Origin of the sequence: Paeniglutamicibacter quisquiliarum, assembly GCF_019084045.1 — a bacterium.
Taxonomy (GTDB): Bacteria; Actinomycetota; Actinomycetes; order Actinomycetales; family Micrococcaceae; genus Paeniglutamicibacter; species Paeniglutamicibacter quisquiliarum.
This window is the reverse complement of record NZ_JAHRED010000003.1, coordinates 1-26921: the sequence shown is the minus strand read 5'-3', so window position 1 is coordinate 26921 and position 26921 is coordinate 1. Positions and strand designations below refer to the sequence as shown.

20 protein-coding genes and 2 tRNA genes are annotated in these 26921 nt (G+C 65.9%); 11 read left to right on the top strand and 11 right to left on the bottom strand.

What is annotated here, in order from left to right:
- Window positions 1-122: 122 nt before the first annotated feature.
- Both KRR55_RS06805 and KRR55_RS06800 read left to right on the top strand, forming a co-directional pair.
- Window positions 123-1025 (top strand): dihydrodipicolinate synthase family protein, encoded by a 903-nt coding sequence (locus KRR55_RS06805; protein ID WP_217388329.1) that lies wholly within the window; start codon window positions 123-125, stop codon window positions 1023-1025.
- Between the two features lie 175 nt (window positions 1026-1200).
- On the top strand, window positions 1201-1542 hold the full coding sequence (locus tag KRR55_RS06800; RefSeq protein ID WP_217388328.1) for a putative antibiotic biosynthesis monooxygenase: 342 nt from the start codon (window positions 1201-1203) through the stop codon (window positions 1540-1542).
- A 159-nt stretch (window positions 1543-1701) separates the two neighbouring features.
- Here the strand turns inward: KRR55_RS06800 and KRR55_RS06795 are convergent.
- Window positions 1702-1778 (bottom strand) — tRNA-Thr (locus KRR55_RS06795).
- A gap of 172 nt (window positions 1779-1950) precedes the next feature.
- A complete protein-coding gene (locus KRR55_RS06790; RefSeq protein ID WP_217388327.1) occupies window positions 1951-2814 on the bottom strand; it encodes a DsbA family protein in 864 nt (287 codons plus the stop codon).
- Between the two features lie 152 nt (window positions 2815-2966).
- On the opposite strand from KRR55_RS06790, the gene KRR55_RS06785 reads away from it, so the two are divergent.
- From KRR55_RS06785 to KRR55_RS06765, 5 genes are all read left to right on the top strand, one after another.
- Window positions 2967-4442: an alpha,alpha-trehalose-phosphate synthase (UDP-forming) gene (locus KRR55_RS06785; RefSeq protein ID WP_217388326.1), complete on the top strand. Its 1476-nt coding sequence runs from the start codon at window positions 2967-2969 to the stop codon at window positions 4440-4442.
- A 162-nt stretch (window positions 4443-4604) separates the two neighbouring features.
- Complete coding sequence (otsB, locus tag KRR55_RS06780; RefSeq protein WP_254455948.1) at window positions 4605-5387, top strand: trehalose-phosphatase; 783 nt, start codon at window positions 4605-4607, stop codon at window positions 5385-5387.
- A 56-nt stretch (window positions 5388-5443) separates the two neighbouring features.
- Entirely contained in the window at window positions 5444-6568 is a 1125-nt protein-coding gene (locus KRR55_RS06775) for an ABC transporter ATP-binding protein (protein WP_217388324.1), read from the top strand.
- Window positions 6569-6702: 134 nt separating this feature from the next.
- Window positions 6703-8034, top strand: a complete 1332-nt coding sequence (locus KRR55_RS06770; RefSeq protein WP_217388323.1) for a DUF4032 domain-containing protein — start codon at window positions 6703-6705, stop codon at window positions 8032-8034.
- Window positions 8035-8325: 291 nt separating this feature from the next.
- Window positions 8326-9732 carry an SNIPE associated domain-containing protein gene (locus KRR55_RS06765; RefSeq protein ID WP_217388322.1) on the top strand — a complete coding sequence of 469 codons (1407 nt, stop codon included), beginning with the start codon at window positions 8326-8328 and terminating at the stop codon, window positions 9730-9732.
- Window positions 9733-10233: 501 nt separating this feature from the next.
- Here KRR55_RS06765 and KRR55_RS06760 read toward each other — a convergent pair.
- The 4 genes from KRR55_RS06760 to KRR55_RS06745 all read right to left on the bottom strand — a co-directional run bounded on the left by KRR55_RS06760 (window position 10234) and on the right by KRR55_RS06745 (window position 16150).
- Entirely contained in the window at window positions 10234-12141 is a 1908-nt protein-coding gene (locus tag KRR55_RS06760) for a glycoside hydrolase family 13 protein (protein WP_217388321.1), read from the bottom strand.
- 5 nt (window positions 12142-12146) lie between these two features.
- A complete protein-coding gene (locus KRR55_RS06755; RefSeq protein WP_217388320.1) occupies window positions 12147-13073 on the bottom strand; it encodes a sugar ABC transporter permease in 927 nt (308 codons plus the stop codon).
- A complete protein-coding gene (locus KRR55_RS06750; protein WP_254455947.1) occupies window positions 13073-14686 on the bottom strand; it encodes an ABC transporter permease subunit in 1614 nt (537 codons plus the stop codon). The genes KRR55_RS06755 and KRR55_RS06750 overlap by 1 nt, the downstream gene beginning before the upstream one ends.
- A gap of 144 nt (window positions 14687-14830) precedes the next feature.
- Complete coding sequence (locus KRR55_RS06745; protein ID WP_217388318.1) at window positions 14831-16150, bottom strand: sugar ABC transporter substrate-binding protein; 1320 nt, start codon at window positions 16148-16150, stop codon at window positions 14831-14833.
- A 277-nt stretch (window positions 16151-16427) separates the two neighbouring features.
- On the opposite strand from KRR55_RS06745, the gene KRR55_RS06740 reads away from it, so the two are divergent.
- Genes KRR55_RS06740 through KRR55_RS06730 form a run of 3 tightly spaced genes read left to right on the top strand, consistent with a single transcriptional unit; the run spans window position 16428 to window position 21071 of the window.
- Window positions 16428-18179 carry a glycoside hydrolase family 13 protein gene (locus KRR55_RS06740; protein WP_217388317.1) on the top strand — a complete coding sequence of 584 codons (1752 nt, stop codon included), beginning with the start codon at window positions 16428-16430 and terminating at the stop codon, window positions 18177-18179.
- Window positions 18180-18232: 53 nt separating this feature from the next.
- Window positions 18233-19264, top strand: coding sequence for a LacI family DNA-binding transcriptional regulator (locus KRR55_RS06735; RefSeq protein ID WP_217388316.1), 1032 nt, complete (start codon window positions 18233-18235; stop codon window positions 19262-19264).
- A 52-nt stretch (window positions 19265-19316) separates the two neighbouring features.
- Window positions 19317-21071: a glycoside hydrolase family 13 protein gene (locus tag KRR55_RS06730; RefSeq protein WP_217388315.1), complete on the top strand. Its 1755-nt coding sequence runs from the start codon at window positions 19317-19319 to the stop codon at window positions 21069-21071.
- Here the strand turns inward: KRR55_RS06730 and KRR55_RS06725 are convergent.
- Window positions 21068-22132: a FecCD family ABC transporter permease gene (locus KRR55_RS06725; RefSeq protein ID WP_217388314.1), complete on the bottom strand. Its 1065-nt coding sequence runs from the start codon at window positions 22130-22132 to the stop codon at window positions 21068-21070. The two genes, KRR55_RS06730 and KRR55_RS06725, sit on opposite strands and share 4 nt — an antisense overlap.
- Window positions 22129-23241: an iron chelate uptake ABC transporter family permease subunit gene (locus KRR55_RS06720; RefSeq protein WP_217388313.1), complete on the bottom strand. Its 1113-nt coding sequence runs from the start codon at window positions 23239-23241 to the stop codon at window positions 22129-22131. The genes KRR55_RS06725 and KRR55_RS06720 overlap by 4 nt, the downstream gene beginning before the upstream one ends.
- Before the next feature lie 103 nt (window positions 23242-23344).
- Between KRR55_RS06720 and KRR55_RS06715 the strand changes: the two genes are divergently transcribed.
- The gene (locus KRR55_RS06715; RefSeq protein ID WP_472857761.1) at window positions 23345-24379 is read left to right on the top strand and encodes an ABC transporter substrate-binding protein; all 1035 of its coding nucleotides are present in this window, start codon (window positions 23345-23347) and stop codon (window positions 24377-24379) included.
- Window positions 24380-24687: 308 nt separating this feature from the next.
- Here KRR55_RS06715 and KRR55_RS06710 read toward each other — a convergent pair.
- From KRR55_RS06710 to KRR55_RS06700, 3 genes are all read right to left on the bottom strand, one after another.
- Window positions 24688-24764 (bottom strand) — tRNA-Pro (locus KRR55_RS06710).
- 70 nt (window positions 24765-24834) lie between these two features.
- The gene (locus KRR55_RS06705; protein WP_217388312.1) at window positions 24835-26217 is read right to left on the bottom strand and encodes an FAD-binding oxidoreductase; all 1383 of its coding nucleotides are present in this window, start codon (window positions 26215-26217) and stop codon (window positions 24835-24837) included.
- 70 nt (window positions 26218-26287) lie between these two features.
- Window positions 26288-26788, bottom strand: coding sequence for an SRPBCC domain-containing protein (locus tag KRR55_RS06700; protein ID WP_217388311.1), 501 nt, complete (start codon window positions 26786-26788; stop codon window positions 26288-26290).
- Window positions 26789-26921 lie beyond the last annotated feature (133 nt).

Below are 26921 nucleotides of genomic sequence, written 5' to 3'. Positions count from 1 at the left end.
GGCCCAGCCTAGCGTCGGTGCTCGGCCTTTCCAACGGCGGCCCGGGGCCGGGGCGGGGCCGGCAACATCGATATATGCTTCGACGTATCGCTGCTTCTCTTCTCCCCCGCGGAAGGACCCACATGAAGGTCACCGGCCTGAGCGCCTTTCCCCTGACCCCGCTGACCGAGACCGGCATTGACGAGTCTGCGTTCGAGGGCATCATCGGCCGGCTCGTCTCCGCCGGCGTCGACTCGATCGGCGCGCTCGGATCCACCGGAAGTTACGCCTATCTGGAGCGAAGCGAGCGTGCCCGCGTGGCTGCCATCGCCGTTGAGCGGGCGGACGGCGTTCCGGTGATCGTCGGGGTTGGGGCGCTGGGCACCCGCCAGGTGTTGCGCAACGTGGAGGATGCCCAGAACGCCGGGGCGGCCGCGGTGCTGCTGGCGCCGATGACCTACCAGCCGCTGACAGACGACGAGGTCTTCGGCCTCTACGAGGAGGTTTCGGCGAACCTGTCGGTGCCGCTGGTTGTCTACGACAACCCCGGCACCACGCGCGTGAATTTCAGCGACGAACTGCACGGACGGATCGCCCAGCTGAAGGCCGTGGCGTCGATCAAGATCCCGCCGGTGTCGGCCGATCCCGCGGAAGTGACGGCACGTGTCGCGGCATTGCGCGCCTTGGTTCCAGGGCATGTCACCATCGGCATCAGCGGCGACGGTGCGGCCGCCAACGGGCTTCTGTCCGGATGCGATGCCTGGTACAGCGTGATGGCGGGGATCCTGCCCGAGCAGTGCCTGGCGATCACGCGTGCCGCGGCGTCCGGTGAGGCGGCACGGGCGCGATCGCTATCGACGGCGATGGAACCCCTGTGGGCGCTTATCGCACGGTATGGAAGTTTCCGGGTCGCCTCGGCAGTGGCAGAGGATCTCGGATTGGTGAAGCCGGGAAACCTGCCGAGGCCGGTCAAGGGCCTGGACGAGACCGGACGCAAAGCCGTGTCAAACGCACTGGATGAAATGGGCGTTTCCACCCGCGCCTGACCGGCTGGAGCGGGCCGGGTGACTGGAACACGGACGGTCTCGGCGTCGGCCCTCGGGTATGTCGGCTCCCTGTCCAAGCTGTAAGGTTGACGGCGTTGCCCGCGCGGGTGCGACGGCGTCTCGATGTCTCCTTCCGCCGTTGCAATGCAACCTCGACACGATCTTCGGAGATGGCATGGAACACGAGGGCAAGGCGCTGGCCGCCGACGAAACCGACGCACACCACCACCGCAACCCCGGTGTCCCCTCGGTGCATGTGCGGGCAGCCCTCACATGGTGCGCGATCTTCCCGATGGTCGCACTCGGCATGACCGCCTTGGGGTGGTTCGCCGAGGCCTGGCATCCGATCCTGCGTGCGTTCGTGCTGACCCTGGTCGTGGTCCCGATGGCTGTCTACGTCATTGTGCCCCGCCTACTGACGGCATACGGCAAGGCGAGCAGTGCGGCGCGAGCCCGCAAAATGCGCCGTGCCAACGAACGCCTGCAAGGGGAAGCGCGTCAGAGCAGCTCGGTATAGTTGCTCTGCTTTCGTGTCTGAAAGATCTTGGGCGTGGGGGCGGCAGGCCAAGCAGGAAATCAGGGACCCGCAGCGGTACGCGGCAGTGGCGAAACACCCGTGGCACAAGAAATCCCCGTGATTCCGGGCGGTTTTGCCGCTGAATCACGGGGATTTCGGTGGAGCCCCCTGCCGGATTCGAACCGGCGACCCTCGCTTTACAAGAGCGATGCTCTGGCCAACTGAGCTAAGGAGGCACGCTGCCTCGGTTCATGCTTTCATGACCCGAGTGCAGGAACTAGCGTAACCGACATTCCCCGGCTGGATGAAACCGGCTGTTGTCGACCGTGGCCCCAAGACCTTGGATTGGGTGGTTCGCCAACTTTGTGGCGAACCACCCAATCTCAGGAAGGCCCGGGGCCCGGATTCTTACTTGTTGGCGGCGATTGCCGCATTGACCGTTGCCACCAAGTCAGGCTCGGCGTTCGGATCCCATTTCTTGCCCTGGATGAACACGCTCGGGGTGCCGGCGATGGCATCCACGCGGGCGGCTTCGTCGGTGAACTTTACGAACGAGCGGAAGGTTCCGTCGTTGATGCAGTCGGCGACATCCGCTCCGTTGTCCTCGGCCAGCTGGGCCAGTTCCGCGTTCTTCATTTCACCCTGCGGGTAGTGGGCAAATACGGCCTTGGCGAATGGCAGGTACGAGGCCGGGGCCTGGTCCGCTACGCAGGCAAGCGCGTTGGCGCCGCGGGAAGAGAAGTTGGTCGGCGACCCGGCATCCAGGAAGGCAACGTTGCGGTACTCGACCTGAACGTCTCCGGCCGCCAGCCAGTTGCCGATCTGGTCGGCATACTGGGTCTCGAAGTCGGCGCAGTGCACGCAATTGACGTCGACATAGATGAGCATGTTGATCGGCTCGCCCTTGGGGGCCGCCGCTGCCTCACGCGGGGCGTCCGGCTTCGCCGCGGTCGGACGAGTGCCGGCCTTGGTGACGTCCACGGTGAGCCCGGAGGTCTCGGCAACGGTCGTGTCGGAGGTGAGCGTAATGCCGCCGGACGCATTTCCGCCCTTCGGCACGGCACCGGAATCGGCAACCTTTCCGGCATTGTTCTGCAGGACGATGCCGACGATCAGGGCAATCACCGCGAGGACGGCTACCAGCACGCCCAACTTGATAAACAATGACTTGCGCTTGTCAGCGGCTTCTTTGGCGACACGCATTGCCTGCGCCTGCTCCCGCGCGCTTGATGTCCGCTCGGCCTTGCTCGGCCGCTGGCTATTGGATGCCATAGGTCAAAACGTCCTTTGAGATTGGTTTGGTACTCCCCCGACCAAACCAGTTTAGGCCACGGCGCAGGCGTAGCTTAGCGCCATGGTGTCGCTTACGTCACGTGGTTCCCCTAAGCTCATGAATAATCTTGAGCTAGGAATGGAGGGTCAACATGCAAGCGGATAACGCAAGTGATTATGCATCCGGTAGCGAGAAACCAAGCTACGACTTCATCGTGGTGGCCAATCGGCTGCCGGTGGACCGAGTGCAGGGCGAGGATGGGGAACTGTCATGGCGGCGGTCCCCCGGCGGACTGGTCACCGCCATCGCCCCGGTCATGCAGGAGTCGGACGGCGCCTGGGTCGGCTGGCACGGAGCCACCGATGAAGAACTTGAACCCTTTGAAAACGATGGGATTCATCTGATCCCGGTCCCCCTGGAAGAGTGCGACGTCCAGTTGTATTACGAGGGGTTTTCCAACTCCACGCTCTGGCCCCTCTACCACGACGTCATTGTGCCCCCGGAGTTCCACCGAACATGGTGGGACACCTACAAGAAGGTCAACAAGAGATTCGCCGATGCCACCGCCAGCGTAGCCAAGGAAGGCGCCACGGTGTGGGTGCAGGACTACCAGTTGCAGTTGGTGCCCAAGTTGTTGCGCGAGGCCCGTCCGGACCTGCGCATTGGGTTTTTCAACCATATTCCATTCCCCTCCCCCGGCATCTTCTCCCAACTGCCTTGGCGGAAGCAGATCCTCGAGGGATTGGCGGGCGCAGATGTGGTGGGCTTCCAGCGCACCGCGGACGCCAGCAACTTCCTCCGTTGCATGCGCCGCTACACCGACCGCACCGTCAAGGGCTCGTTGGCGATTCCACCGGCTGCATCCGAGGACAGCGGAGCCACTGCCAACATCTGCCGGGCCGAGGCTCATCCCATCTCCATCGACACCCAACAGGTTGCCGAGCTCGCCCACGATCCCGAGATCATGGCGCGTGCCAAGCAGATCCGCCAGGAGCTGGGCAACCCGAAAACCATCATGCTCGGCGTGGACCGCCTCGACTACACCAAGGGAATCCGCCACCGCCTCAAGGCATACGGCGAGCTACTGGCCGACGGGCAGATCCGCGTTGGCGAGGCATGCCTGGTACAGGTCGCCAGCCCGAGTCGCGAGAATGTTGAGCGCTACCAGCAGCTCAAGGACCAGGTCGAGCTCATGGTCGGCAACCTCAACGGCGAGCACGACACCATGGAGCACACGGCCATCCGCTACCTGCACCATTCCTACCCGCTGCGGGAAATGATTGCCCTCTACCTGGCCGCGGACATCATGCTGGTGACTTCCCTGCGTGACGGCATGAACCTGGTCGCCAAGGAATTTGTCGCGGCCCACACGGACGACACCGGCATGCTGGTGCTCTCCGAATTCACCGGCGCCGCCGACCAGCTCACCCAGGCCGTGCTGGTGAACCCGCACGACATCGACGGGATGAAATCCGGGATCGTGCGTGCCCTTCGCATGGATCCGCAGGACTCCGCCCGTCGGATGCGGCGCATGCGCCGGCACCTGCGGGACCACGACGTGGCCAGGTGGTCACAGACCTTCCTGTCCTCGCTGGCCCAGCCCCTTCCGGTCGACTCCCTGGTCTAGCCTGATTGGCGGCGCGGCGCGGGTGCAAAAGGAGAAATCGTCCTTCTTGCATCCGCGCCTTGCTTCCATTCGTTGGTCTTGGGTCCCGCCGAGTGACCTTGCTTGGCCCAATTACCCACTCCTTACCCGCCTCGAATGCCCGAAAGGATCAGCCGGTTGCCCATGAGTCCCATTTCCCCCGAACTTGCCGATGCCATTGAATCCCTGGTCGAAACCCCGATCCTGCTCGTAGCAGTGGACTTCGACGGCACCATGGCCCCCTTGGTGGACCGCCCCGAGGATGCCCGCCCGCTGCCGGCAACCTCCGAGTCATTGGCCAAGCTGGCCGCCCTGGAAAACACCGTAACCGCCGTGATTTCAGGCCGCGACCTGGCTTCGCTGCGTGGCGTGTGCAACCCGCCGGAACAAACCCTGTTGGTTGGCAGCCACGGCACAGAACGCTGGGCACCCAAGGACTTCGACGCGGAGGACGAGCACATCGATCTCAGCCCCGCACAAACGTCGGCGCTGGCCAAAGCCACCGAAATCCTGGAAGCCGTTTCCTCGTCCAACCCTGGAACCACGCTTGAATACAAGCCCGCCTCGATCGTCCTTCATGTGCGACAGGCTGCCCCCGAGGTCGCGTCCACCGCCTTGCGATCTGCCCACGAGCAACTTGACGGCATCGCCAACCTGCAGGCGCTGGACGGCAAGGCAGTGCTGGAGGCCAGCGTGCTGGTGGGCACCAAGGGAGACGGGCTGAATTGGCTGCGCGAGGTTGCAGACGCCTCCACCGTGCTTTTTGCCGGTGACGACGTCACTGACGAGGATGCATTTGCCGTGCTCCGCCCAGGAGATATTGGGGTAAAAGTCGGCTCCGGGAAATCCGCCGCAGAATTCCGACTTAATGGGCCCGGGGAATTGCCTGCCCTTTTGGAATTGGTACTTGATATGAGAAGCTTGTGATTCCATTCACTACGGACCGTCGGGCACGTACCTGCCCGTGAAAGGATCGCTGCCTCATGGCATCAGTAACATTTGACCAGGCCACACGCATTTACCCCGGAGCCACCACGCCTTCCGTGGACAAGATCTCCCTGGAAATCGCCGATGGCGAATTCCTGGTCCTTGTCGGCCCCTCGGGCTGCGGAAAGTCCACCACGCTGCGCATGCTCGCAGGCCTTGAGGACGTGAATTCCGGACGAATCCTCATCGGCGACCGCGACGTCACCAACGTCCCGCCCAAGGACCGCGACATCGCCATGGTTTTTCAGAACTATGCGCTGTACCCGCACATGTCGGTCGCCGACAACATGGGCTTCGCCCTGAAGATCGCCGGCATCGACAAGGAAGAGCGCGCCCGCCGCGTCCAGGAGGCGGCCAAGCTCCTTGACCTCGAGGACTATCTGGACCGCAAGCCGAAGGCACTCTCCGGCGGCCAGCGCCAGCGCGTCGCCATGGGTCGCGCCATCGTGCGAAGCCCGCAGGTCTTCCTCATGGATGAGCCCTTGTCGAACCTTGATGCCAAGTTGCGCGTGCAGACCCGTACGCAGATCGCCTCACTGACCCGCCGCCTGGGCGTTACCACCGTGTACGTGACCCACGACCAGGTCGAGGCACTGACCATGGGCGACCGCGTTGCGGTCCTCAAGGACGGCTTGCTGCAGCAGGTCGGCACCCCGCGCGAACTGTACGACCGCCCGGCCAACGTCTTCGTTGCCGGCTTCATCGGTTCCCCCGCCATGAACCTGCTGGAGCTTCCGGTCGCCGACGGCGGCGTGGCCTTCGGAGGATCCATCTACCCGGTGGCCTCTTCAACGCTGGAAGCGGCAACGGGCAACTCGGTCACCTTGGGCGTGCGGCCCGAGGACCTGGACCAGGTCTCCGAGAACGAGGGTCTTGCCGTCGAGGTCGATGTGGTCGAGGAACTTGGAGCCGATGCCTATGTCTACGGGCACACCACCGTGGGCGGCACCGAATACCAAATGGTGGTGCGCGTCGATGGGCGCAAGCCCCCGTTCAAGGGCGACACCATCCACGTTGCACCGAAGATCGGGCATGTGCACCTCTTTGACACCGCCTCCGGCGAGCGCCTGGCCGAGCCTTCTCGAAACGGCGCACACGCACAAGCGGCAACAGAGGCCTAGGTCCCTGCCCGCTATCGTGTGATTGCACGTTCACTGCCAAAGGCGGCCGTATTCAGCCCAGCGCTGGGTGCGGCCGCCTTTGCATTTCCGCTTCCCCATTTCCCTCATCACCGCACCAAGGGACGGCACACGCCATGATCCGCCACACCGCCAGCTGGCACGACGAGCCCACCAATCATGACCAGAACGGCAAGTTGCCGCGCGATTCCTCCCCGGCAGCCGCCCCGCCCGTTGCCGGTTCGCTGTCCATCACCGCGGCCACGGCCGATCCGGGCCTGCTGAACCTGCCGTGGCAGATCCCCTTGGAGGACTGGCCGAGCGACACCCTGGCCCCGCTGCCGCGCGGCATCTCCCGGCACGTGGTGCGCTTCGCAATGATGGGCAAGGCCGTGATCGCCATCAAGGAAACCGGCGAGCACGTGGCCCGGCACGAGTACCACATGCTGCGCAAGCTGCGCCGGCTGGCGGCACCCTGCGTGGAACCGGTGGCGGTGATCACCGGTCGCACCGACACCGAGGGCAACGACCTTGACCCGGTCCTGGTCACCCGGCACCTGAAATACTCGCTGCCCTACCGGGCATTGTTCTCCCAGAAGCTGCGCCGGGACACCCTCACCCGGCTCATCGACGCCCAGGCGCTGCTGCTGGTCCGCCTGCACCTGATCGGGTTCTACTGGGGAGACGTATCCCTGTCCAACACGTTGTTCCGGCGCGACGCCGAGTCCTTCGCCGCCTACCTGGTGGACGCGGAAACCGGCGAGTTGTACCCCGAGCTGTCCTCCGGACAGCGCGAATACGACCTGGAAATTGCCCGGGTCAACATCGCCGGGGAACTCATGGACCTGATGGAAGCCGGGCTTATCGAGGACACCGTGGACCCGGTGGCCACCAGCGAGGACATCCTGCACGCCTACCGCGGGCTCTGGGCCGAACTGAACGACAAGGAATCCTTCGACCTCTCCGAACGGTGGAGGGTCGACGAGCGCATCCGCCGACTCAACGAACTCGGCTTCGACGTGGAGGAAATCAGCCTCAAGACCTCCCCCGACGGCGGCCAGCTGCTCATCCAGCCCAAGGTCGTGGACGCAGGGCACCACACCCGCAGGCTCCTGCGCCTGACCGGGCTGGACGTGGAGGAAGGCCAGGCCCGCAGGCTGCTCAACGACATGGATGCCTACCGGGCCAAGAAACATCCGGAGGCGGACGAGGAAATTGCCGCTGCCCGCTGGGTCGCCGACGTCTTTGACCGGATCACCGGGGCCATCCCCCGCGAGTTCCACGGCAAGCTGGAACCTGCCCAGATCGTGCACGAGGTCCTCGAGCACCGCTGGTACATTTCCGAGGCGCGTGGCTCCAACGTTCCCATGGAGGAGGCGGTCGCGTCCTACGTGGAGGCCGTGCTGCGCCACCGCAGGGACGAGGCCCGTCTGGTGTTGGGGCTGGACGAGGAGTCTCCGACGGCGTAGCGGGCCCCGATCATTGTTTCCGAAGACGGCCGGTTTTGGATATTTGGGAGATTACTCAACCAGTTGATTAAGCCCCCCATCAAACGGCGCGGACCACCTTATGTTTCGCGCCCGCGAGACATGGAGGCGTTGGCGTCGGCGGCGACTGCTACGGTTTGAGCATTGTCACTCAACCTTGGGGGAACCGTGTCCAACTTTTCATCTATGCCACCGCCGCAACCAGTCAACCGGGAAAAGAAGGCCAGCGGCTTCAGCAAGCACATCATGTGGTTTTGCATCAGCCTGCTTCTCATGGTCGTAGTGCCAAATGGGTTCAATCTCATCCCCGCAGTGGGCGTCGTCTGGGTGTTCGTTGATCTGCTGAGGCAGTACAAGAAAGCATTCGGCACGGCTGCAGAGGACCCCGCTACGAGCGCAGAGAACTCCTATCGCACCAGCATGGGCGCCCCTCCGGTCCCGGCAAGGGGACTGAAGCTTTACGCCGACGAGGTGTACCTGGCGAACACGCAGATGCTCGATGCCCTGAACCGCATTGGCGCAATGGACACCCTCGACAGGGAAGCCCACGACTCCGAGCTGAGGCAGGGCATCGCCGCGGCGCAACGGGAGCTTGCCGCCGCCAACATCGAACTCGCGGCGGTCCGAGGCGAGGTCCTCGACGTGCGCCAGGTTGCCGACCGGCACAACGTCGGATTCTACGACTACGAACATCCCGCCGAAACCTCCGTGAAGCTCGCCAACGAACTGGCCACGGTGCGGGACCAGATCAAGGGCCGCTTGCGAGACAAGATCGCGGTCACCACCGTCTCCGGATTCACGTTCAACAACTCCGAAAAGGAAGGCAGGAAGTTCGTCCGCGATCTCTCCGCACTCCTGCTTCGTGCCTACAACGCCGAGGCCGAAAACTGCGTCAAGACCGTCAAGGCCGGCAACCTCCACACCGCCCAGGCCCGCCTCGAAAAGGCCCGCGAGCAGATCGCAAAACGCGGCACCATGATCGGGCTGCAGGTCACCAATGCCTACCACCGGCTGCGTGTCATGGAACTCGAACTCGCGGCCCGCCACCTGCAGGCCCTGGCCATCCAGAAACAGCTCGAGGCGGAAGCCCGCGCCGAGGCTCGCGAAGCCGCCAAGGCACAGCGCGAATGGGAAGCGCTGAAAGCCAAGCAGCAAAAGGAAGTCACCCATTACGCCACCGTGCTCGCGCAGCTGCAGGAGGCCGGCGACCTTGATGGCGTCCAACGGGTTCAGACCCAACTGGACGAGGCCGAAGCCAAGCTCGCCGACGCCGAAGACAATGCCCTGAACACCCGCGCCGGCTATGTGTACGTCATCTCGAATCTCGGTTCGTTCGGCGAGGGGGTCATCAAAATCGGCATGACCCGCCGACTCAACCCGATGGAACGCGTCCGGGAGCTGGGCGACGCCTCCGTCCCCTTCCTCTTCGACGTGCATGCCCTGTTCTTCTCCAAGGACGCCGTGGGCATCGAGACCATGCTCCACCAGAAATTCGCCCCAGAACGCGTGAACTTGGTGAACCTTCGCCGCGAGTATTTCTACGCAACGCCGCTACAGGTACGCGAGGCCCTGCTGGAGCACCATGTGGAGCTTGTCGAGTACCAGGAAGATGCACCCGCGGACGAGTTCAGCGCTTCCAAGGAACTCCGCGCGGCAAATCAATACGCGGTCGCCCGCTAGGCTGCGGCTTGCGTGTGTGCCTGGCCATCTTCGGCCAGGGCCGCACGCAACGCCGGAGCATAAATACCTTTGGCCAGTATTTGCATCGGTTCGCTCCCTCTGGCATCAAAAGCGGACCTTCGAATCCGCTATCGGCATAGGCTGATCCCCAGAGGTCGACCCGGCGTGCGCTTTGCCACCAGGCGTCAAGGATCCAACACGGGCAGCCGAGAACCGACCCGAGGGGAAAAGATTCCGGTGTTGAAGTGGCTTGGACTCAGCGGAGACCATCCGGCGGGCGAAGTGCCGATGTGGGCAGGTGTTTCCTTGCGCAGGAAACTCATGGTCCTGGTTCTCTGGCTTGCCGTGGCAGTGGCGGCCTTGTGCCGTTGCGGCTCAGGTTGCCGTCCGATGACGGGTTCGGGGGTTCCTTCCGATCTTGGTCGCCGTCTTGGTGTTCGCCGCGGGGAGCGCGATGACCGAGTGCGTCCAGGTCCGTTTCCGGGATTCGGCTCCCGCTCGCTAGCTCCACGCTCCACTGGCTGCGGCAAGGTGGAACGAGGCGCCGGGACCGGTGGCGCTGACCAGCAATTCCCCCGCCTCGTTCAGCACCATACCGGGTGCGAATCCCACCGCTGCGAGGGCGCTTCCCGGCTCGCCGACCAGTTCCACCGCGTTGCCCAGACGGGTTTCCGGGACGTCGCCGCGGGCCAGCACGCAGAGCACCGAACCGGTGGAATGTTCACGAACCCAGACAAGCAGGTTGCCTTCCGCGGCAATCCATCGCAGCGAACCGTCCACCAGTGCGCGGTGGCCGGATCGCAGGGCAGCCAGCTCGGCATAGAGCGGGCGCAGGTCCTTGCCCCACTTTTCGGGTTTTTCCCAGGGCATGGGGGTGCGGGAATCCTCGCCGTTGAATCCGTGCAGCCCGAATTCGTCGCCGGCAAACACCAGCGGGATCCCGGGGAACGTGAATTGCGCGCAGGCCGCGATTTCCTGTCCGCCGTCAATCATGTGGCTGGCGGCCCGTGCGGTGTCGTGGGTGTCCAGGGCGTTGGCGTTGGCCAGCCGCACCTCCCAGCTGAATCCCGCTGACATTTCCCGATGCGTCGCCACGAAGTCGGCCGCGTCGATGCGCGCCGGTCCCGGCTGCGGCAACCCGAAGAACCATTTGAACGCCTCGGGATCCGGATCCCTGGCCAGCCATTGCCACAGCGGCCGGGTGAAATTGCTGTAGCTCACCACTCCCTGCCAGCCGTCCCCCGGTACATCGTGCGCCGCGTCGGAGGTTGATTCGGCCAGCAGCATGGCCCCGGGCTTCACGTCCTCGATGCGTTCGCGCAGCATCCGGGCGATCTCGCGGTTCAGGTCGTCTGCCCCGCGGCGACCGGTCATGTTGCCCACGTCGATGCGCCAGCCATCGAGGTTGAACGGTTCCTTGAGCCAGCGCACCGCCACAGAGTCCTCGGCCAGGATGAACCGCTCGCGCAGTGCGGCGGAATTCCAATTCAGCTTGGGCAGCGAAGGCACACCCAGCCACGCCTCGTAGTCGCTGTTGTCCTCGTTGAAGTAGTAGTACTCTCCCGTTGGCGCCCCGGGGTTCTTATAGGCATCGACAAACCAGTGGTGCCCGGCCCCGGTGTGGTTGGTGGTCAGGTCGCCGACCACGCGCAGACCAAGCGAATGGGCCGCCTCGACAAGGGAGACCAGGGCCGCATCCCCGCCGAGCAGCGGGTCGACCACGTCAAATGAGGAGGCGTCGTAGCGGTGGTTGGAGGCAGCGGGGAAGATCGGGGTCAGGTAGAGCACCGTTGCGCCCAGGGAAACCAGGTGGTCGAGCTTGCCTTCGATCCCGGCAAGGTCGCCTCCATAGAATTGCCGGGACGTGTCCGCGCTGTTTCCCTGCACCGGGGTGTCCCAGTCGCAGCGGACCATCCAGCCCGCATTGGGCCTTTCGGCTCCGGAATTCGCGAACCTGTCGGGGAACACCTGGTACATGACCGATTCCCTGACCCAATCCGGTGTCCCGCGCCCCGCATGGATCCTGAAGTCGAAGGCGTCGGGCACATCGCGGCGGTGCAGGCCGGCGGCGTTCAACCACCGGTAGTGCTCTGCGCCCTCGGTGTCCAGGTATTTCAGGTACCAGCGATAGCGCTGCACCGGATTCACCATCGGCAGCGTGGCCTCGAAATGGCCGTGGGTGTCGTCGCCGGCGGTCTTGGCCGTCGGTTCCAGGTGGGGTTCCCCGTCGCGCAGGCTGCGCAGCCACACCGCAACCGGTGCCGCGGCACCGGCCGGGACACGGAGCCGAACCCGGAATTCCTGCCCCAGCCGCGGCACCGCCGGGCCGGCCACATAGGCGGGCGATCCGTCGTGGTGGGGCTGCAGGGACAACGTCGAGTCGATGGCGTGCATCCGGGTGCCGGGCATGGACGCTATCCCTTGACGCCGCCGGCGGTCAGGCCGGAGGTGATGTAGCGCTGCAGGAAGAGGAAGAGGGTCATCACCGGGACCGCTGCAATCACTGCGCCGGCGGCGAAGACGCCCCAGTTCTCGCTGCGCTGCTGGGCCACGTAGGAGTACAGGCCAACCGCCAGGGTCTGTGATTCGGGGTCGGTGAGCACCACCGAGGCGATCACGAACTCGGAGGAGATCCCGATGAAGGCCAGCAGGCCCACGACCGCAAGGATCGGGGTGACCAGGGGCATGATGATCCTGAAGAACACCTGCACATGGCTGGCCCCGTCGATGCGCGCGGACTCGTCAAGCGACATTGGCACGGTGTTGAAGAAGCCGTACATCAGGTAGGTGTTCACACCCAGCGCGCCGCCGAGGTAGACCATGATCAGCCCGAGCTGGGAGCCCAGCCCGAGGGCCGGAATGATGTCGCCAATGAAGTTCAGCAGCAGGAAGATCGCCACCACCGTGAGCAGCTGCGGGAACATCTGCAGCAGCAACAGCGTCAGCAGGCCGAACCGGCGGCCGGAGAAGCGCATGCGCGAAAACGCGTAGGCGGCCAGCGCCCCGAGGAACACCGTGGCCGCGGAGGTGACCAGGCCGATGACCAGGGTGTTGACGAACCAGCGGCCAAAGGGCCGTTCCTGGTTGGCGAAGAGCGCCTCGAAGTTGCCCCAGCCGAACTCGGTGAACATCGTGCTGGCCCCGGCCATCGTGCCGGTGGGGTTCAGCGCCGCGGAGAGGACATAAAGCAGCGGGAAGACGGAGAAGGCCGTGGCCGCGATGGCCACCAGGTGGCGCCAGCCCTTTGACCTGAACCATTGCCCCAACGTGGGCTTGTTTGCCTTGGCCGGTGCGGGCAGGTTTTCGAGCACCGGGGCGTGCGGTGCGGTCGCGGTGCTCATTAGTTCAGTTCCTCCAGGGCCTTGGTCTTCTTGAAGCTCAGCGCGGACACCACGGCGACGATGATGAAGATCAGGATGGCCAGCGCGCTGGCCAGTCCGTAGTCGCGGCCGGTGCCGGTGCCGAAGGCGATCTTGTACACCATGGTGATCAGGATGTCGGTGGAGCCGATGTCAAAGGTGGTGCCGTCAAAGCGCGGCCCGCCGCCGGTGAGCATGTAGATGACGTTGAAGTTGTTGAAGTTGAAGGCGAAGGAGGAGATCAGCAGCGGCGCGAGGGAGACCAGCAGCAGCGGCAGCTTGATGGCGGTGAAGATTTTCCACACGCTGGCCCCGTCCATGCGGGCGGCCTCGTCGACCTCCTCGGGCAGCGACTGCAGGGCGCCGGTGCAGACCAGGAACATGTAGGGGTAGCCCAGCCAGAGATTGACCATCAGCACCGAGATCTTGGCCAGCACCGGGTCGGTGAGCCAGGGGATGTCCGCCCCGCCGAGCAGGGCGTTGTTGATGAACCCGAATTCCGGGTTCAGGAGGCCCGACCAGACCAGTCCGGAGAGGAAGGCGGGGAACGCGTAGGGCAGGATCATCAGGATCCGGTAGATTTTCTGCCCCTTCAAATCCGCCCGGTTGAAGGTGATGGCCAGGAACAGGCCCAGCGCGAAGGTGGTGGCCACCGAGAGAATGGCGAAGGCGAAGGTCCACGCGATCACTTGCAGCAGCGGGCCCTGGAGGTTCGGGTCGGTGAACGCGCGCTGGAAGTTGTCCAGTCCCACGTTGACCTTCCAGCCGGTGTTCAGCGCAGAGCCGTCCTCGGCCACGAAGGAACCGCGGCCATTGTCGGCGTAGGTGGTCCCGGTGGCGGTGTCGGTGAAGGTGTCGGTGCTCGCGTCGTACTTGAGCTTGGGCGTGTACACGTAGGAGGTGGAGCCGTCGGCGGTCTTCAGCGCCCCTTCCTCGGGGTTCTCGCTGATCGGCACCGTGAGGGCGGTGATTTCCTGCTGGTGGGCCAGCAGGGTTGCGAAATCGAGGGTCGTGTAGCCCTCTACGCCGGTCGCGGCACCCGTGGGGCCGGTGGCGGAGGGGGTCACCGTTTCCAGGGGTTTGTCGGCCGAGCCGATTCTTGCCTCGCCCTCCGGCGTGGTGACCAACAGGAAGTAGCTGCCGCCCTTTTCCAGGACGGAGGTGGGGAATTGCGGGGAATCCGGGACGCGCTCGGAGGCCGAGAGTTGGATGGAGGCGATCGCGTCGGCCTTGGTCGAATTGTGCCCGTCACCGTAGTTGGTGAAGGCGATGTAGGTGGAGAAGATCATCACGAAGACCTGGAAGACCAGCAGGAAGATGATGCCCGGAGCCAAGTACTTGGCCGGCAGTCCCCCACGGCGCAGGTAGATCCAGTTGATCACCAGCGTGGTGAGCAGGGAAATCCCGAAGATCATCCATTCGGCGCTGAGGGCCAGCTGGAAGAGGACGAAGGCGGCCACGGCATCCGTGATGCCCAGCAGGATGATCTTGGCGAGGATGCCGCCGAGGGAATCGGGGCCCCGGCCGGCGGAACGCGGCCGCTTTCCGTTTCGCCGCGGCGGTGCCGCACTGGGCTTTTCTTCGATTTCAACCATGGGGTCCAACATCTTTCCTCGTGCGATCGACCGCCGACCGGCGATGGGAGTCGGGCCGCTGGCCCGGATCCGGCTGCGTGAAACCGGTGGTGCGCGTAGAGAACGCACCACCGGTTCCCCGCAGCCGGTGCTTGCTTCCGGTGGCTACTTGCCGCCGGAAATCTTCTTCTCGATGTTGGCCGTCATCTTCGACCAGGCAGCGGCCGGGTCGGCTTCCTTGCCCTTGATCAGGTTCAGCTCGGTGCCTCCCCAGTCGGCCCAGACGGCGTCCATGGCGGGAACCGCGGGCATCGGCACGCCGTTGGCGCCGATCTCGCCGAAGGCCTTGACCACCGGATCGCTGGCGGCCTTCTCGAAGGACGCGGTCAGCGCCGGCGGGCGGCCGCCGACCTTGAACAGTTCGTCCTGTGCGTCGGGCTGCGAGAGGTAGTTGACCACGAATTCGTTGGCGGCCAGGGCATTCTTTGACTTCGCGGAGATGAAGAAGCCGTTCACGCCAATGAATGGCTGGGCCGGCTTGTCCCCGGCGGTGGGCAGCGGATCGACGGCGAACTTGATGCCCTTGGCCTCGATGTCGGGGATGTTCCAGGGGCCGGTGAGGAAGTACGGGGATTCCCCGGCCAGGAACTTCTCCTTGGCGATGTCGCCGGTGATGTTGGAATTCAGGACCTTCGAGCCCTTGTCGCCGAGGTCGGCCAGGAGCTGGGCGAACTTCTTGCCGCCCTCGTTGTCCAGGGTCAGCTCGCTGGCGTCGTAGCTGCCGTCGGCGTTCTGGGCGAAAACCGGTGCCCCGAAGGAGGTCTGCAGCGGGTAGAGGTGGTACGGGTCGGCCTGCTTGGGATCGAGTCCGACCAGGAACGGGAACTTGGCATCGCCCGCGGCCACGGCCTTCTTGCCCTCGGCGAGGACGTCGTCAAGGGTGGTCTTGGCCTCGGGAGCCAGCTTGGTGTTGCGGACCAGGGCGACGTTCTCAATGGAGTAGGGAACGCCGTAGGTCTGCCCGTCGTAGGTCATGGCCTTGATGGAGCTTTCGGCGAAGGTCCCTGCCTTGTCGCCAAGCTGCACCGGGGCAACCACGCCGTTCTGCACCAGCTTTCCCAGCCAGTCGTGCGGGCCGACCATGATGTCCGGGCCCTTGCCGGTGGGTGCCTGGGTGATGAAGTCGTCGCGCACGGCGGCGAAGTCCTTGACAACCAGCTTGACGTCGATGCCCTTCTCGGCCTTGAACTTGGCGGCAATGTCCTTCAGCGCCGGCGAGCGCTCGGCGTCGACCCAGAGGGTCAGGCTGGTCCCGGTCGCCGGCACGCTGGCTGCGGCACTGGTGGCCGCCGCGCTGCTCGAGGGTGCGCTAGCCGGCGCACCGCCGCCGCAGGCGGTCAGTGCCAGCGCCGAGAGGGCGCCGACCGCACCCAGGGTAAAGGTGCGGCGCGTGAGACGTGCACCGGGTGAGTTGTTTCCCGTCATGGTGGTTCCTCTTTCGAGTGTTGCGCGCCCGGTGATCCCATCAGCGCTGGTGTCGTGAGATCTAGTGTAAACGCTTCCACTGCTGTCGTCCAGATCACAATGAAGAAGTTTCCAGCAAGAACTGGCCGTCGACAGCCAGGATGTGTAAAAAATGCCCTTTTTATGCGAAAACTCGGCAAAGAGGCAACCTTTGACGCGGCGCTCCCATACCGGAGATTCGAAAAGTAAACATGGAAACGCTTCCACTTTTGATGGTTTCCTCGTTATGCTTGACCGCATGCCCCAGACCGAAGAGCACCCAGCGACCCCACCAGCCCACTCGGAGACCCGGTTCGAGGACGCGACCCACGCGCCTTCGAGCGGGAGTGAATGGTGGCGCCGATCGGTCATTTACCAGATCTACCCACGCTCGTTCCGGGACACCACTGGCAGCGGCATCGGAGACCTCCCCGGCATCACCGCGGAGCTGCACCAAATTGCCTCCCTGGGCGTCGATGCCATCTGGCTCTCCCCGTTCTTCGCCTCCCCGCAAAAGGACGCCGGCTACGACGTGTCCGACTACCGCGCCGTGGACCCGCTCTTCGGAACACTCGCCGACTTTGACGAGCTGATCGCCGAGGCCAACCGGCTCGAGGTCAAGATCCTGGTGGACATCGTGCCCAACCACTGCTCCAGCGAACACGCCATGTTCCGCGAGGCGCTGGCCTCCCCCCGGGGATCGGCGGCCCGGGAGCACTTCATTTTCCGGGACGGGCGGGGGAAGGACGGCCAGTTGCCTCCCAACAACTGGCAGTCGCACTTCGGCGGTTCCGCCTGGACCCGCGTCCCGGACCCGGACGGTGCCCCCGGCCAGTACTACCTGCACCTCTTCGATTCCTCGCAGCCCGACTTCAACTGGGACAACCCGGCGGTCGGCGACGAGTTCGAATCGGTCCTGCGCTTCTGGCTGGACCGCGGCGCCGGCGGGTTCCGCGTGGACGTGGCCCACGCCCTCATCAAGGCCTCCGGCCTGCCGGACTGGCATGGCCGGGCCGACGGCGCCGATTCCCCCGGCTACCCGTTTGCCGACGCCCCGATGTTCGGCCAGCCCGCCGTGCACGATGTCTACCGGCGCTGGCGCGCCATCTGCGAGGAGTACCCAGGCGAGCGCGTGCTGTGCGCCGAGGCCAACGTGCACCCCATCGAGGCCATGGCCGATTGGGTGCGCCCGGACGAGATGCACCAGTCCTTTAATTTCCCCTTCCTGCACACCGGCTGGGACGCCGCCGCGCTGAAGGGCATCATCACCCGCTCGCTGAAGGCATTCGACGCCGTGGGCGCGCCCAGCACCTGGGTGCTCTCCAACCACGACGTGCCCCGCCACGCCACCAGGCTGGGCGCCGTCTCCCCGGCACTGCGACCCGGGGACGGGCTGGGGCCCGAGGACGTGCAGCCCGACCCGGTGCTCGGCCTTGCGCGTGCCCGGGCCGCGACGCTCTTCATGCTGGGGCTGCCGGGCGGCGCCTACCTCTACCAGGGCGAGGAGTTGGGGCTGGGCGACCATACCCTGCTCCCCCACGAATACCGCCAGGACCCCTCCTACGCGCGCACCAACGGCGAGCGCCTGGGACGCGACGGCTGCCGGGTCCCGCTGCCCTGGACCGACTCGGCCCCGTCGCTGGGCTTCGGCGACGCCGCCGGCTGGCTGCCGCAGCCCGGGGGCTGGGAAGCCCTCTCCCGGCAGGCGCAGGAGGCCGATCCCGAGTCCACGCTGCACTTCTACCGCCGGGCGCTTGGACTCCGCCGGAGCCACAACCTGGGACTGGGCAACCTAAACTGGGTGGAGGGTACCGACGGCGGAGGGCTGCTGGGCTTCGGGAACTCCGGGGTGCTGGTCCTGCTGAACCTGGGTTCCGAACCCGTGCGGCTGCCGGCCGGAGAGGTCTTGTTGGCCAGTTCCGCAGCGGCGGTCGCCGGATGGCCGGATGCCGCGTCGGGCCTGGCGCTGAATCCGGATGCCGCCGTGTGGCTGCGCCCGGACAACGCCTAGCCGGACCAGCCCGCAGACAACAGCACCGCCCGAGGACAAGGAAGCCGCACATCATGGCAAGCATCAAGGACGTCGCCCTTCGTGCCGGGGTCTCCGTCGCCACGGTGTCCCGCGCCCTGTCCGGCAACGGCAAGGTCTCCGCGGCCTCCCGTGCGGCCGTCGCCACGGCCGCCAAGGAGCTCGGCTACGTCCTGTCCTACAACGCCTCCTCGCTGGCCTCCGGGCGCAGCCGTAACATCGGCATCGTCATGCCCACGGTCTCGCGCTGGTACTACGCCAACGTGCTGCAGGGCGCCACCCAGGAACTCAACGAGCGCGGCTACGACCTGACCCTGTACAACACCAGCGGCGAGCAGCGGCACCGCGATGCGGTCTTCCAGGACCTGCTCATGCGCCAGCGCCTCGACGCGGTCATCACCGTCACGCTCAAGCTCACCGAACCGGAGCTGCACCAGCTGCGCTCCGTGGGCAAGCCGCTGGTGGCCCTGGGCGGGCTGCTTCCCGAGGTCCAGACCGTCAGGGTCGACGACTTCAACATCGCCTCCCTGGCCACCGAGCACCTGGTGTCCCTGGGCCACACGGACATCGCCTTCCTGGGCGGGGCCGACGTGTTCAACGTGGACTTCAAGCTTCCCGGGGCGCGCCTGGACGGATTCGAGTACGCCCTGGACCAGGCCGACATCGCGGTGAACCCGCAATGGCTGCTGGAGGCCGACTTCACCACGGCCGGGGCCTACCAAAAGGTCCGCAGCCTGCTCTCCAACCCGCGCGGGCGGCCCACGGCACTGCTCTGCGCCTCGGACGAGATGGCCTTCGGCGCCCTCATGGCGGCCCGCGACCTGGGCCTGTCGCTGCCCCGCGACTTCTCGGTGATCGGCATCGACGGGCACGAACTCGGCGAGCTCGTCGGGCTGACCACCATTGCCCAGCACCCCGCCGCCCAGGGCGAGGCCGCGGTCGCCCGCATCATGGAGCTGCTCGGCGAGGTCCCCGCGGACGGCCCGGGCGGCACCCCGCCGGCCGACGAATTCTTCCCCACCGAATTCGTGCTGCGCACCTCCACGGCGCCTCCGGCCGCCGGGTAACGCACTGCCCCGGCCCCACCGATTGCACCGCCGACTAGATAGGCTTGACACCATGTCGCTACCCGTGGACGCCGCCAGCGCGTCGGATGCCCAGAACGAAGCCCTTCCGCCCTATGCGTTGCAGCCGGTGCTGCACGAGCCATCGGCCGGCGACCAATGGTGGCGCCGCGCGGTGATCTACCAGATCTACCCGCGCTCCTTCAAGGATTCGACCGGTTCCGGCATGGGCGACCTGGCCGGGATCACCGCCGAGCTGCCGAAGATCGCGACCCTGGGTGTGGACGCCATCTGGCTCTCCCCCTTCTTCCCCTCCCCGCAAAGGGACGCCGGCTACGACGTGTCCGACTACCGGGGCGTGGATGCGCTCTTCGGGACCATGGACGACGCCAGGACGCTCATCGACACCGCAAGGTCCTTCGGCATCCGCACCATCATCGACATCGTCCCCAACCACTGTTCCAGCGAGCACGCCTTGTTCAAGGCCGCGCTGGCCGCCGGCCCCGGCTCCCCGGAGCGCGCCATGTTCCATTTTGCCGACGGGCGCGGCGAGGGCGGGAACACCCCTCCGAACAACTGGTTCTCGCTCTTCGGCGGCTCCGGCTGGAAGCGGGTCACGGAGGCCGACGGCACACCCGGGCAGTACTACTTCCACCTCTTCGACGCGACCCAACCCGACTTCAACTGGCGCAACCCCGCCGTGCAGGAGGAATTCGAGAAGACGCTGCGCTTCTGGCTGGATGCCGGCGCCGGGGGCTTTCGGATCGACGTCGCCCACGCGATGTTCAAGAAGGACGGCATGCCCGACTGGGGCGGGGCACCCGACGGCACCCCGCGCGAGGGCTTCCCCTTCGCCGACGCACCGATGTTCGGCCAGCCGGAGCTGCACCAGGTGTTCGCCCGCTGGCGGGAAATCTGCGAGGAGTACCCCGGGGAACCGGTGCTCTGCTCGGAGGCCAATGTGCGCCCGCTGACCCGCCTTGCCGACTGGGTGGCCCCGGGCCAGATGCACCAGTCGTTCAACTTCGACTACCTGCGCACCCTCTGGGACCGCGACGCGCTGGCCACCGTCATCGGCGACTCGTTGGCCGCCTTCGACACCGTGGGGGCGCCCACCACCTGGGTGCTCTCCAACCACGACGTCTCCCGCCACGCCACCCGCTTCGGGCTCGACGGCGTGGCCCTGGACCTGGGCGACGGGATCGGCCCGCGGGACCCGCAGCCGGACACGGTGCTGGGCCTGGCCCGGGCCCGCGCGGCCACGGTGTTCATGTTGGGGCTGCCGGGGGGCGCCTACCTCTACCAGGGCGAGGAGCTGGGCCTGGGCGACCACACCACGCTGGAGGACCGCCACCGCCAGGACCCCACCTTCCTGCGCAGCAACGGGGAGCGCACCGGGCGCGACGGCTGCCGCGTGCCGATCCCCTGGGTGCACGACGCACCGGCCTGCGGCTTCTCCCCCACCGGGAACTCCTGGCTGCCGCAGCCGGAAGGCTGGTCCGGGTTCTCCCGCGACCTGCAGGAGGACGACCCGGCCTCCACGCTGAACCTGTACCGCAGGGCGCTGGCCCTGCGCGGCGAGCTGGGACTGGGGCTGGGATCGCTGGCCTTCTACGCGAACCCGGAGCTGCCCGAGGTTCTGGCCATCCGCAACGGGGAGACCGTGAACGTGCTGAACCTTTCGGCCGTCCCGGTGCCGCTTCCGGCGGGCGAGCCGCTGCTCTTCTCGGACGCCGACGGGGCCGAGCTGGCCGCCGGGGGCCTGCTGGGGGCCAACGCCGCGGCCTGGCTGCGCGCCCCCGCCGGCTAGGTCCGGTTGGCCGCACGCCCCTCGCGGGCCAGCAGCCAGATCAGGTAAATGCCGCCGATGCTCACGGTCACCACTCCCACCGGCAGCTGCACCGGGGCGAAGATGCGCTGGGCCACCAGGTCGCTGGCCACCAGCAGCAGCGCTCCCATGCAGGCTGCGGGGGCCAGGCGCATGCCGGCGGCGCGGTTCAGCCGCTTCGCCAGCTGCGGCGCCACCAGGGCCACGAAGGCGATGGGCCCGGCGACAGCGGTGGTGGCGGCGGTCAGCAGCACCGCCAGCACGATCATCGCCAGGCGGGTGGGCTCCACGCGCACGCCCAGCGCGGTGGCGGTGTCGTCGCCCATTTCCAGCATGTTCAGCTTCGGTCCGCCGGCCAGCGTCAGCGCCAGGACCGGGACGATGGCGGCAAGCGCCGGGATGAGCACCGGCCAGCCGACCCCGTTGAGCGTGCCGGCACCCCAGACGGCCGCGGCCATGGCCACCTCGATCTCCGCGCGCAGCACCAGCCACTGGTTCAGGGCCGCGAGCATCGCGGAAATGCCGATGCCCACCAGGATCAGCCTGAAGCCGTGGGAGCCGCGCCGCCAGGCCAGGAAGTACACCGCAACGGCGGTCAGCAGCCCGCCGGCAAGCGCCCCAAGCGAGGTGGCCAGGAAGCTGCCTCCCACCAGGGTCAGCGCCAGCAGCGCCCCGGTGTAGGCGCCGGTGGAAAAGCCGATGATGTCGGGCGAGCCCAACGGGTTGCGGGTCAGCGACTGGAACACCGCCCCCGCCACGCCCAGCGCGGCGCCGAAGGCCAGCGCCGCCACGGCGCGCGGGGCACGCCACTGGAACACGATGGTGCTCTCCAGCCCTTCCCCGCCTCCGAGGATGACGTTGATGACCTTGCCCGGCCCCATGGGGTAGTCGCCGCTGCCGACCACCAGCAGCGCGAACAGCACGGCCAGGGATGCGAGCAGCAGGCACAGCGCGGCCTCGCGGCCCAGCCGCCTGGCCCTGCCGGGCACCTTGACGAACGTGTTGCCGGAAGTGGCGGCGGGGGCCTTGGTCCCGGTGCTCATACCGCCACCGGCTTCCTGCGGCGGGCCAGCATGATCAGCACCGGGGCGCCGACGAAGGCGCAGACCACCCCGGCCTCCAATTCACCGGGAATGATGACCCGGCCCAGCACGTCGGCGACGAGCAGGATGATCGGGGCGAGCACCGCGGTGTAGGCAAGCATCCAGCGGGCGTCGGGGCCGGAGAAGCGGCGGGCCAGGTGCGGTGCCATGAGACCCAGGAAACTGATCGCGCCCACCGCGGCGGTTGCCGCCCCGGCCAGCACGGTGACGGCAAGCAGGATCAGCACGCGGGCCCGTCCCACCTTGTAGCCCAGGGCCAGGGCCGTGTCGTCCCCCAGCGCCAGGGCATTGAGCGAGCGGCCGGTGAAGGCCGCCAGCACGAAGCCAGCCAGCACGGCGATGCCCAACGGTGCCAGGACCTCCGTGGAGCGCCCTTCCAGCGAGCCGATGGTCCACGCCCGCAGCTGGTCGAATGCCCCGGGGTGCACCAGGGCCAGCGCGGTTCCGATTCCCGAAAGCACCGCCCCGAGCGCCACCCCCGCCAGCACCAGCCGAACCGGATCGTTGGACCGGGCCCCGGCCATCCCGACCAGGTACACGGCGCCGGTGGCCAGCACCGCACCGCCAAAGGCAAACCACACGTAACCGCTGAACCCGCTCACCCCGAAGGTTCCCACCGCAATGACGATGGCCAGCGAGGCGCCGGCGTTCACGCCCAGGATGCCCGGTTCGGCCAGCGCATTGCGCGTCATGGATTGGACCAGCGCCCCGGCAATGCCCAGGGCGCTTCCGGCAAGGACGCCCAGGATCGCTCGAGGGAGCCGCGAGTCGCGGATGATGGCGTGGTCCGCCGAGTCGTTCGGGGCAAGCAGGGCATCGACGACCACGGAGAGCTCAATGTGCTTGGATCCCACGGCCAGGGAAAAAAGCGCCAACAGCACGAGCAATAATCCGAAACAGAGCAAAAGTGCCATCCGGCGCGCAAGTGCGCCGGGGACCTTCGCCGGCAACAGCGAACCCGCGGCCGGCGGCAAGCCCCCAGGGCGGGCTTTATCGCCGCTGGCTTGGCAGTTTTCCGGGTTCACCGAAGCAGGGGCGGGACTGGCCACGATTCATCTCCTTAGCTTCGAACCGTTCCACACTACCGCGCCGCCGCCTACTGGCAACAAAAGCGCTTAGGCACGGGCAACATCAATAGGATACATTTGCGTGGTGAAATTGATTTCTTCGAGCCGCAGGCCCCGCTTCGGCGCCGCCAAGACGGCAGCCGCACTATTCCTGATCGCATTGACCGCAGGCTGTGCAGCCGGCGGCGCCACGGACACGGCGCCGGGCAATTCCGATGTTGCGGTGGGCGGCGAACGCTTCTCCACCGCGGACGAGGCGACCGCAAAGTTCGGCGCCAACGTCGCCCCGGGCGTCTTTCCGCGCACCCTGAACCACGCAAACGGCGAGACCGAGATCGCCAAGAAGCCCGAGCGCGTTGTGGTGCTGGACACCGGCGAGCTCGACGCCGTGCTTTCCCTGGGCATCACGCCGGTCGGCATCCCGTCCACCGAGGGCGCCAACTCGATCCCCAGCTACCTGGCAGACGCTGTCAAGGACGCCAAGACCGTGGGCACCATCCAGGAACTGAACCTCGAGGCCGTTGCCGCGCTGAAGCCGGATTTGATCATCGGCTCGCAGCTGCGCGCCGACAAGCTCTACCCGCAGCTTTCGCAGATCGCCCCGACCGTCTTCTCCATCCGCCCGGGCTACCCGTGGAAGGAAAACTTCCGCCTTGCAGCTGCCGCGCTTGGTGAGGAGACCAAGGCCGTCGAGGTGCTCAACGGCTACCAGGACAAGGCGACCGCTCTGGGCGAGGACGTCGAGGGGGATCCCAAGATCTCCTTGCTGCGCTTCATGCCCGAAAAGATCCGACTCTATGGCAACGCCTCGCTGATCGGCGTGATCCTCAACGACGCAGGCCTCTCCCGCCCGGAGAACCAGAACATCGACGACCTGGCCAAGGAAATCTCCGCGGAGAACCTCGCCGAGGCCGATTCGGACTGGATCTTCTACACCTCCTACGGAACCCCCGAGGCCACCGGCGAGAAGGCCGCACTCGAGGGCCCCATCTGGAGCAAGCTCGAAGCCGTCAAAGCCGGCAAGTTGCAGCGCGTGAACGACGACGTCTGGTTCCTGGGCCTGGGCCCGACTGGTGCCTCGCTGGTTCTCGAGGACCTGCGCGGCTACCTGGTCAAGTAACCGGCCAGTTTGTTGATTCCTTGAGGTGGGGCCCGGCGGACGCCGGGCCCCACCTTTTTATGAGGCGTAGAGCCGGGACGATCGCCTGGTGGCTCATCCGGCCGAGTGTTCGCGACAGCCCTGCTTACCGGAACTGGCGCGGCATAGCGGGGATTCCTGTTCCCGGGGCCATTAGCTTCGAATGGATCCTGAAATTGGAAGCATTGTGGAATATGTGGACCTCGGCGGAAACTCAATAGCAACTTGAAAATGGGCTATTAAATGGGACGAGCCCCGCAAGAAACCGAAGCTTCTTGCGGGGCTCACATTGGTCGGGATAACAGGATTTGAACCTGCGACCTCGTCGTCCCGAACGACGCGCGCTACCAAGCTGCGCCATATCCCGGTGTTGTACCAACGAATAAAAAGTTTACCGACTTTTCACTCCAACACCTAATCGGGACAGGGGTTCTACGTCACACGATCGCCTTGCCGGGGTTCAGGATGCCCTGTGGGTCGAAGACCGCCTTGATCTTGCGCTGCAGTTCCAGGACCTCATCGGACTGTTCCCATGCCAGCCAGTCGCGCTTTGCGGTGCCAACGCCGTGCTCGCCGGTAATGGTTCCGCCTACGTCCAGGGCGGCCCGGATGGATTCCTCCAGGGCGGCGTCAAGCCTTGCCACGCCCTCGTCTCCGTCGTCCGGATCGACCCAGAACGTGGGGTGAAGGTTGCCGTCCCCGGCATGGGCGACGACGCGGACCATGACATTGTTTCGTCCCGCGATCCTGTCGAGCGTTCCCATGTAATCGACCATGGCGGATCGGGGCACCGCGACGTCCTCCCCCACCCGATACTTGTCGTCTTGCCCGTCCCCGCGGCTGGCCCGGCGCATCTCGATCAACCGCACGGCTTCCTCGTCGTTCGGCTGGCTCACCTGGGCGCCGAGTCCTTCAAGGGCCGAGCGGACGATGGCTGCCTCGATTTCCGCGCCGTGGCCGTCGGTGCGAACCAATAACATGGCTCCGCCCCGGGCGCTGAGGTCGGAGCCGTAGGCGGTATCCAGGACGCGCATGGTCCCGATATCCATCAGCTCCAGGATCGCCGGCTGCACACGCACCCCGGCGATGGCCACCACCCCGGCGGCGGCCTGGGCGACGTCAGTGAACACCGCGGCGATCGAGCAGGTCTTTTCACTGAGGTAGCGCAGCCGCACGGTGACGGAGACGACTACGCCCAGGGTCCCTTCCGAACCCACCAGCAACGAGGTCAGGTCGTAGCCGGCTACGCCCTTGAAAGTGTTCCGCCCGGTGCTGATCAAGGTGCCGTCAGCCAAGACAACGTCCAGGCCCAAGACCGAGTCGGTGGTGACGCCGTACTTGGCGCAGCGCAGTCCTCCGGCGTTGGTTGCGACGTTGCCCCCGATGGTTGATTGCTGGTAGCTGGCAGGGTCAGGTGCATACATGAGCCCGTGCTTCGCAACGGACCTGTTCAGGACCGCATTGATGACACCGGGCTGAACCACTGCCACTTCGTCTTCGGGGCGGATCTCCAGGATCCGGTCCATGCGCTCAAGGGAGAGCACAATGCAGCGTGCCGTCGCGTGGGCACCGCCTGAGACGCCCGTGCCGGCGCCGCGAGGCACGACCTTGACTCCGGCCGCCGAGGCCAGCCGCAGGGCCGTCTGAACGTCTTCCACCCGCTCGGCGAAAACAACAGCCAATGGAAGTTGGTGGTCAACGATCTTTCCAAAGTCGTGGCTATGGTCCATCAGTGCCTTTGGATCAGTGGATACCGCTCCCTCACCTATGTGCAGGGTCAGATCTTCAATCAGGGCCGAGTCGGCGGATTCGAGGCTCATGCCACCCTTTCAGAGCATTTTGAAATGGCTGTGCCGCAAACAGGCAGCGGCGGTCTTTGTCGATGTGGGTCTAGCGGTCGAGCTGGCTGTTGGCCCCCATGAAGCGGGCGTAGTAGTCAAGGATCTCTGGCCACTGCGTGTAGTGCTCGTATTGCTCCTGGCCGACGTAACCGGCGCTCCAACCGTCGTGTATCAGGACAAGGTCGGCGCCAGTCCCCCGCTCACGGAAATCGAGGCTCACGTGGGTGGGAGGGGCAGTTTCCATGCCCAGGGTGAAGTCCAGGACGATGGTGTGCGGTGCATCAAGATGCACAACCTTGCCCCAGAGATGCAGCTCGCCGTCTTCCGATTCCTCGAGCAGGCTGCCTTGGTCAAAGGTAACGTGGCTGCCCGGGCCGAAGTGAGAGAACTTGTTTACTGGCCACCACAAGTGGATGTATTCCGAAAAACCTTCAAAGGCTTGATCCGCAGACACCGGGACGTCGACCGTATGCCGGCGCTCCGGCAAGCGGTAATCATCTTGGGAGCCAGGTTCGTTGGCTGATGCCGCGTGTGAGAATAGTCCGTCCATCCCTCAACACTAACGGCTGTTGCCTCGAAGGGGGCTTACGAGACATTGGAAGGCGCTATACGGCGGAAACCCCAGACCGGGCGGGCATGGGGTTGGTGGTTAAACATCGGAACCCCCGAACACTGTGTGTTCA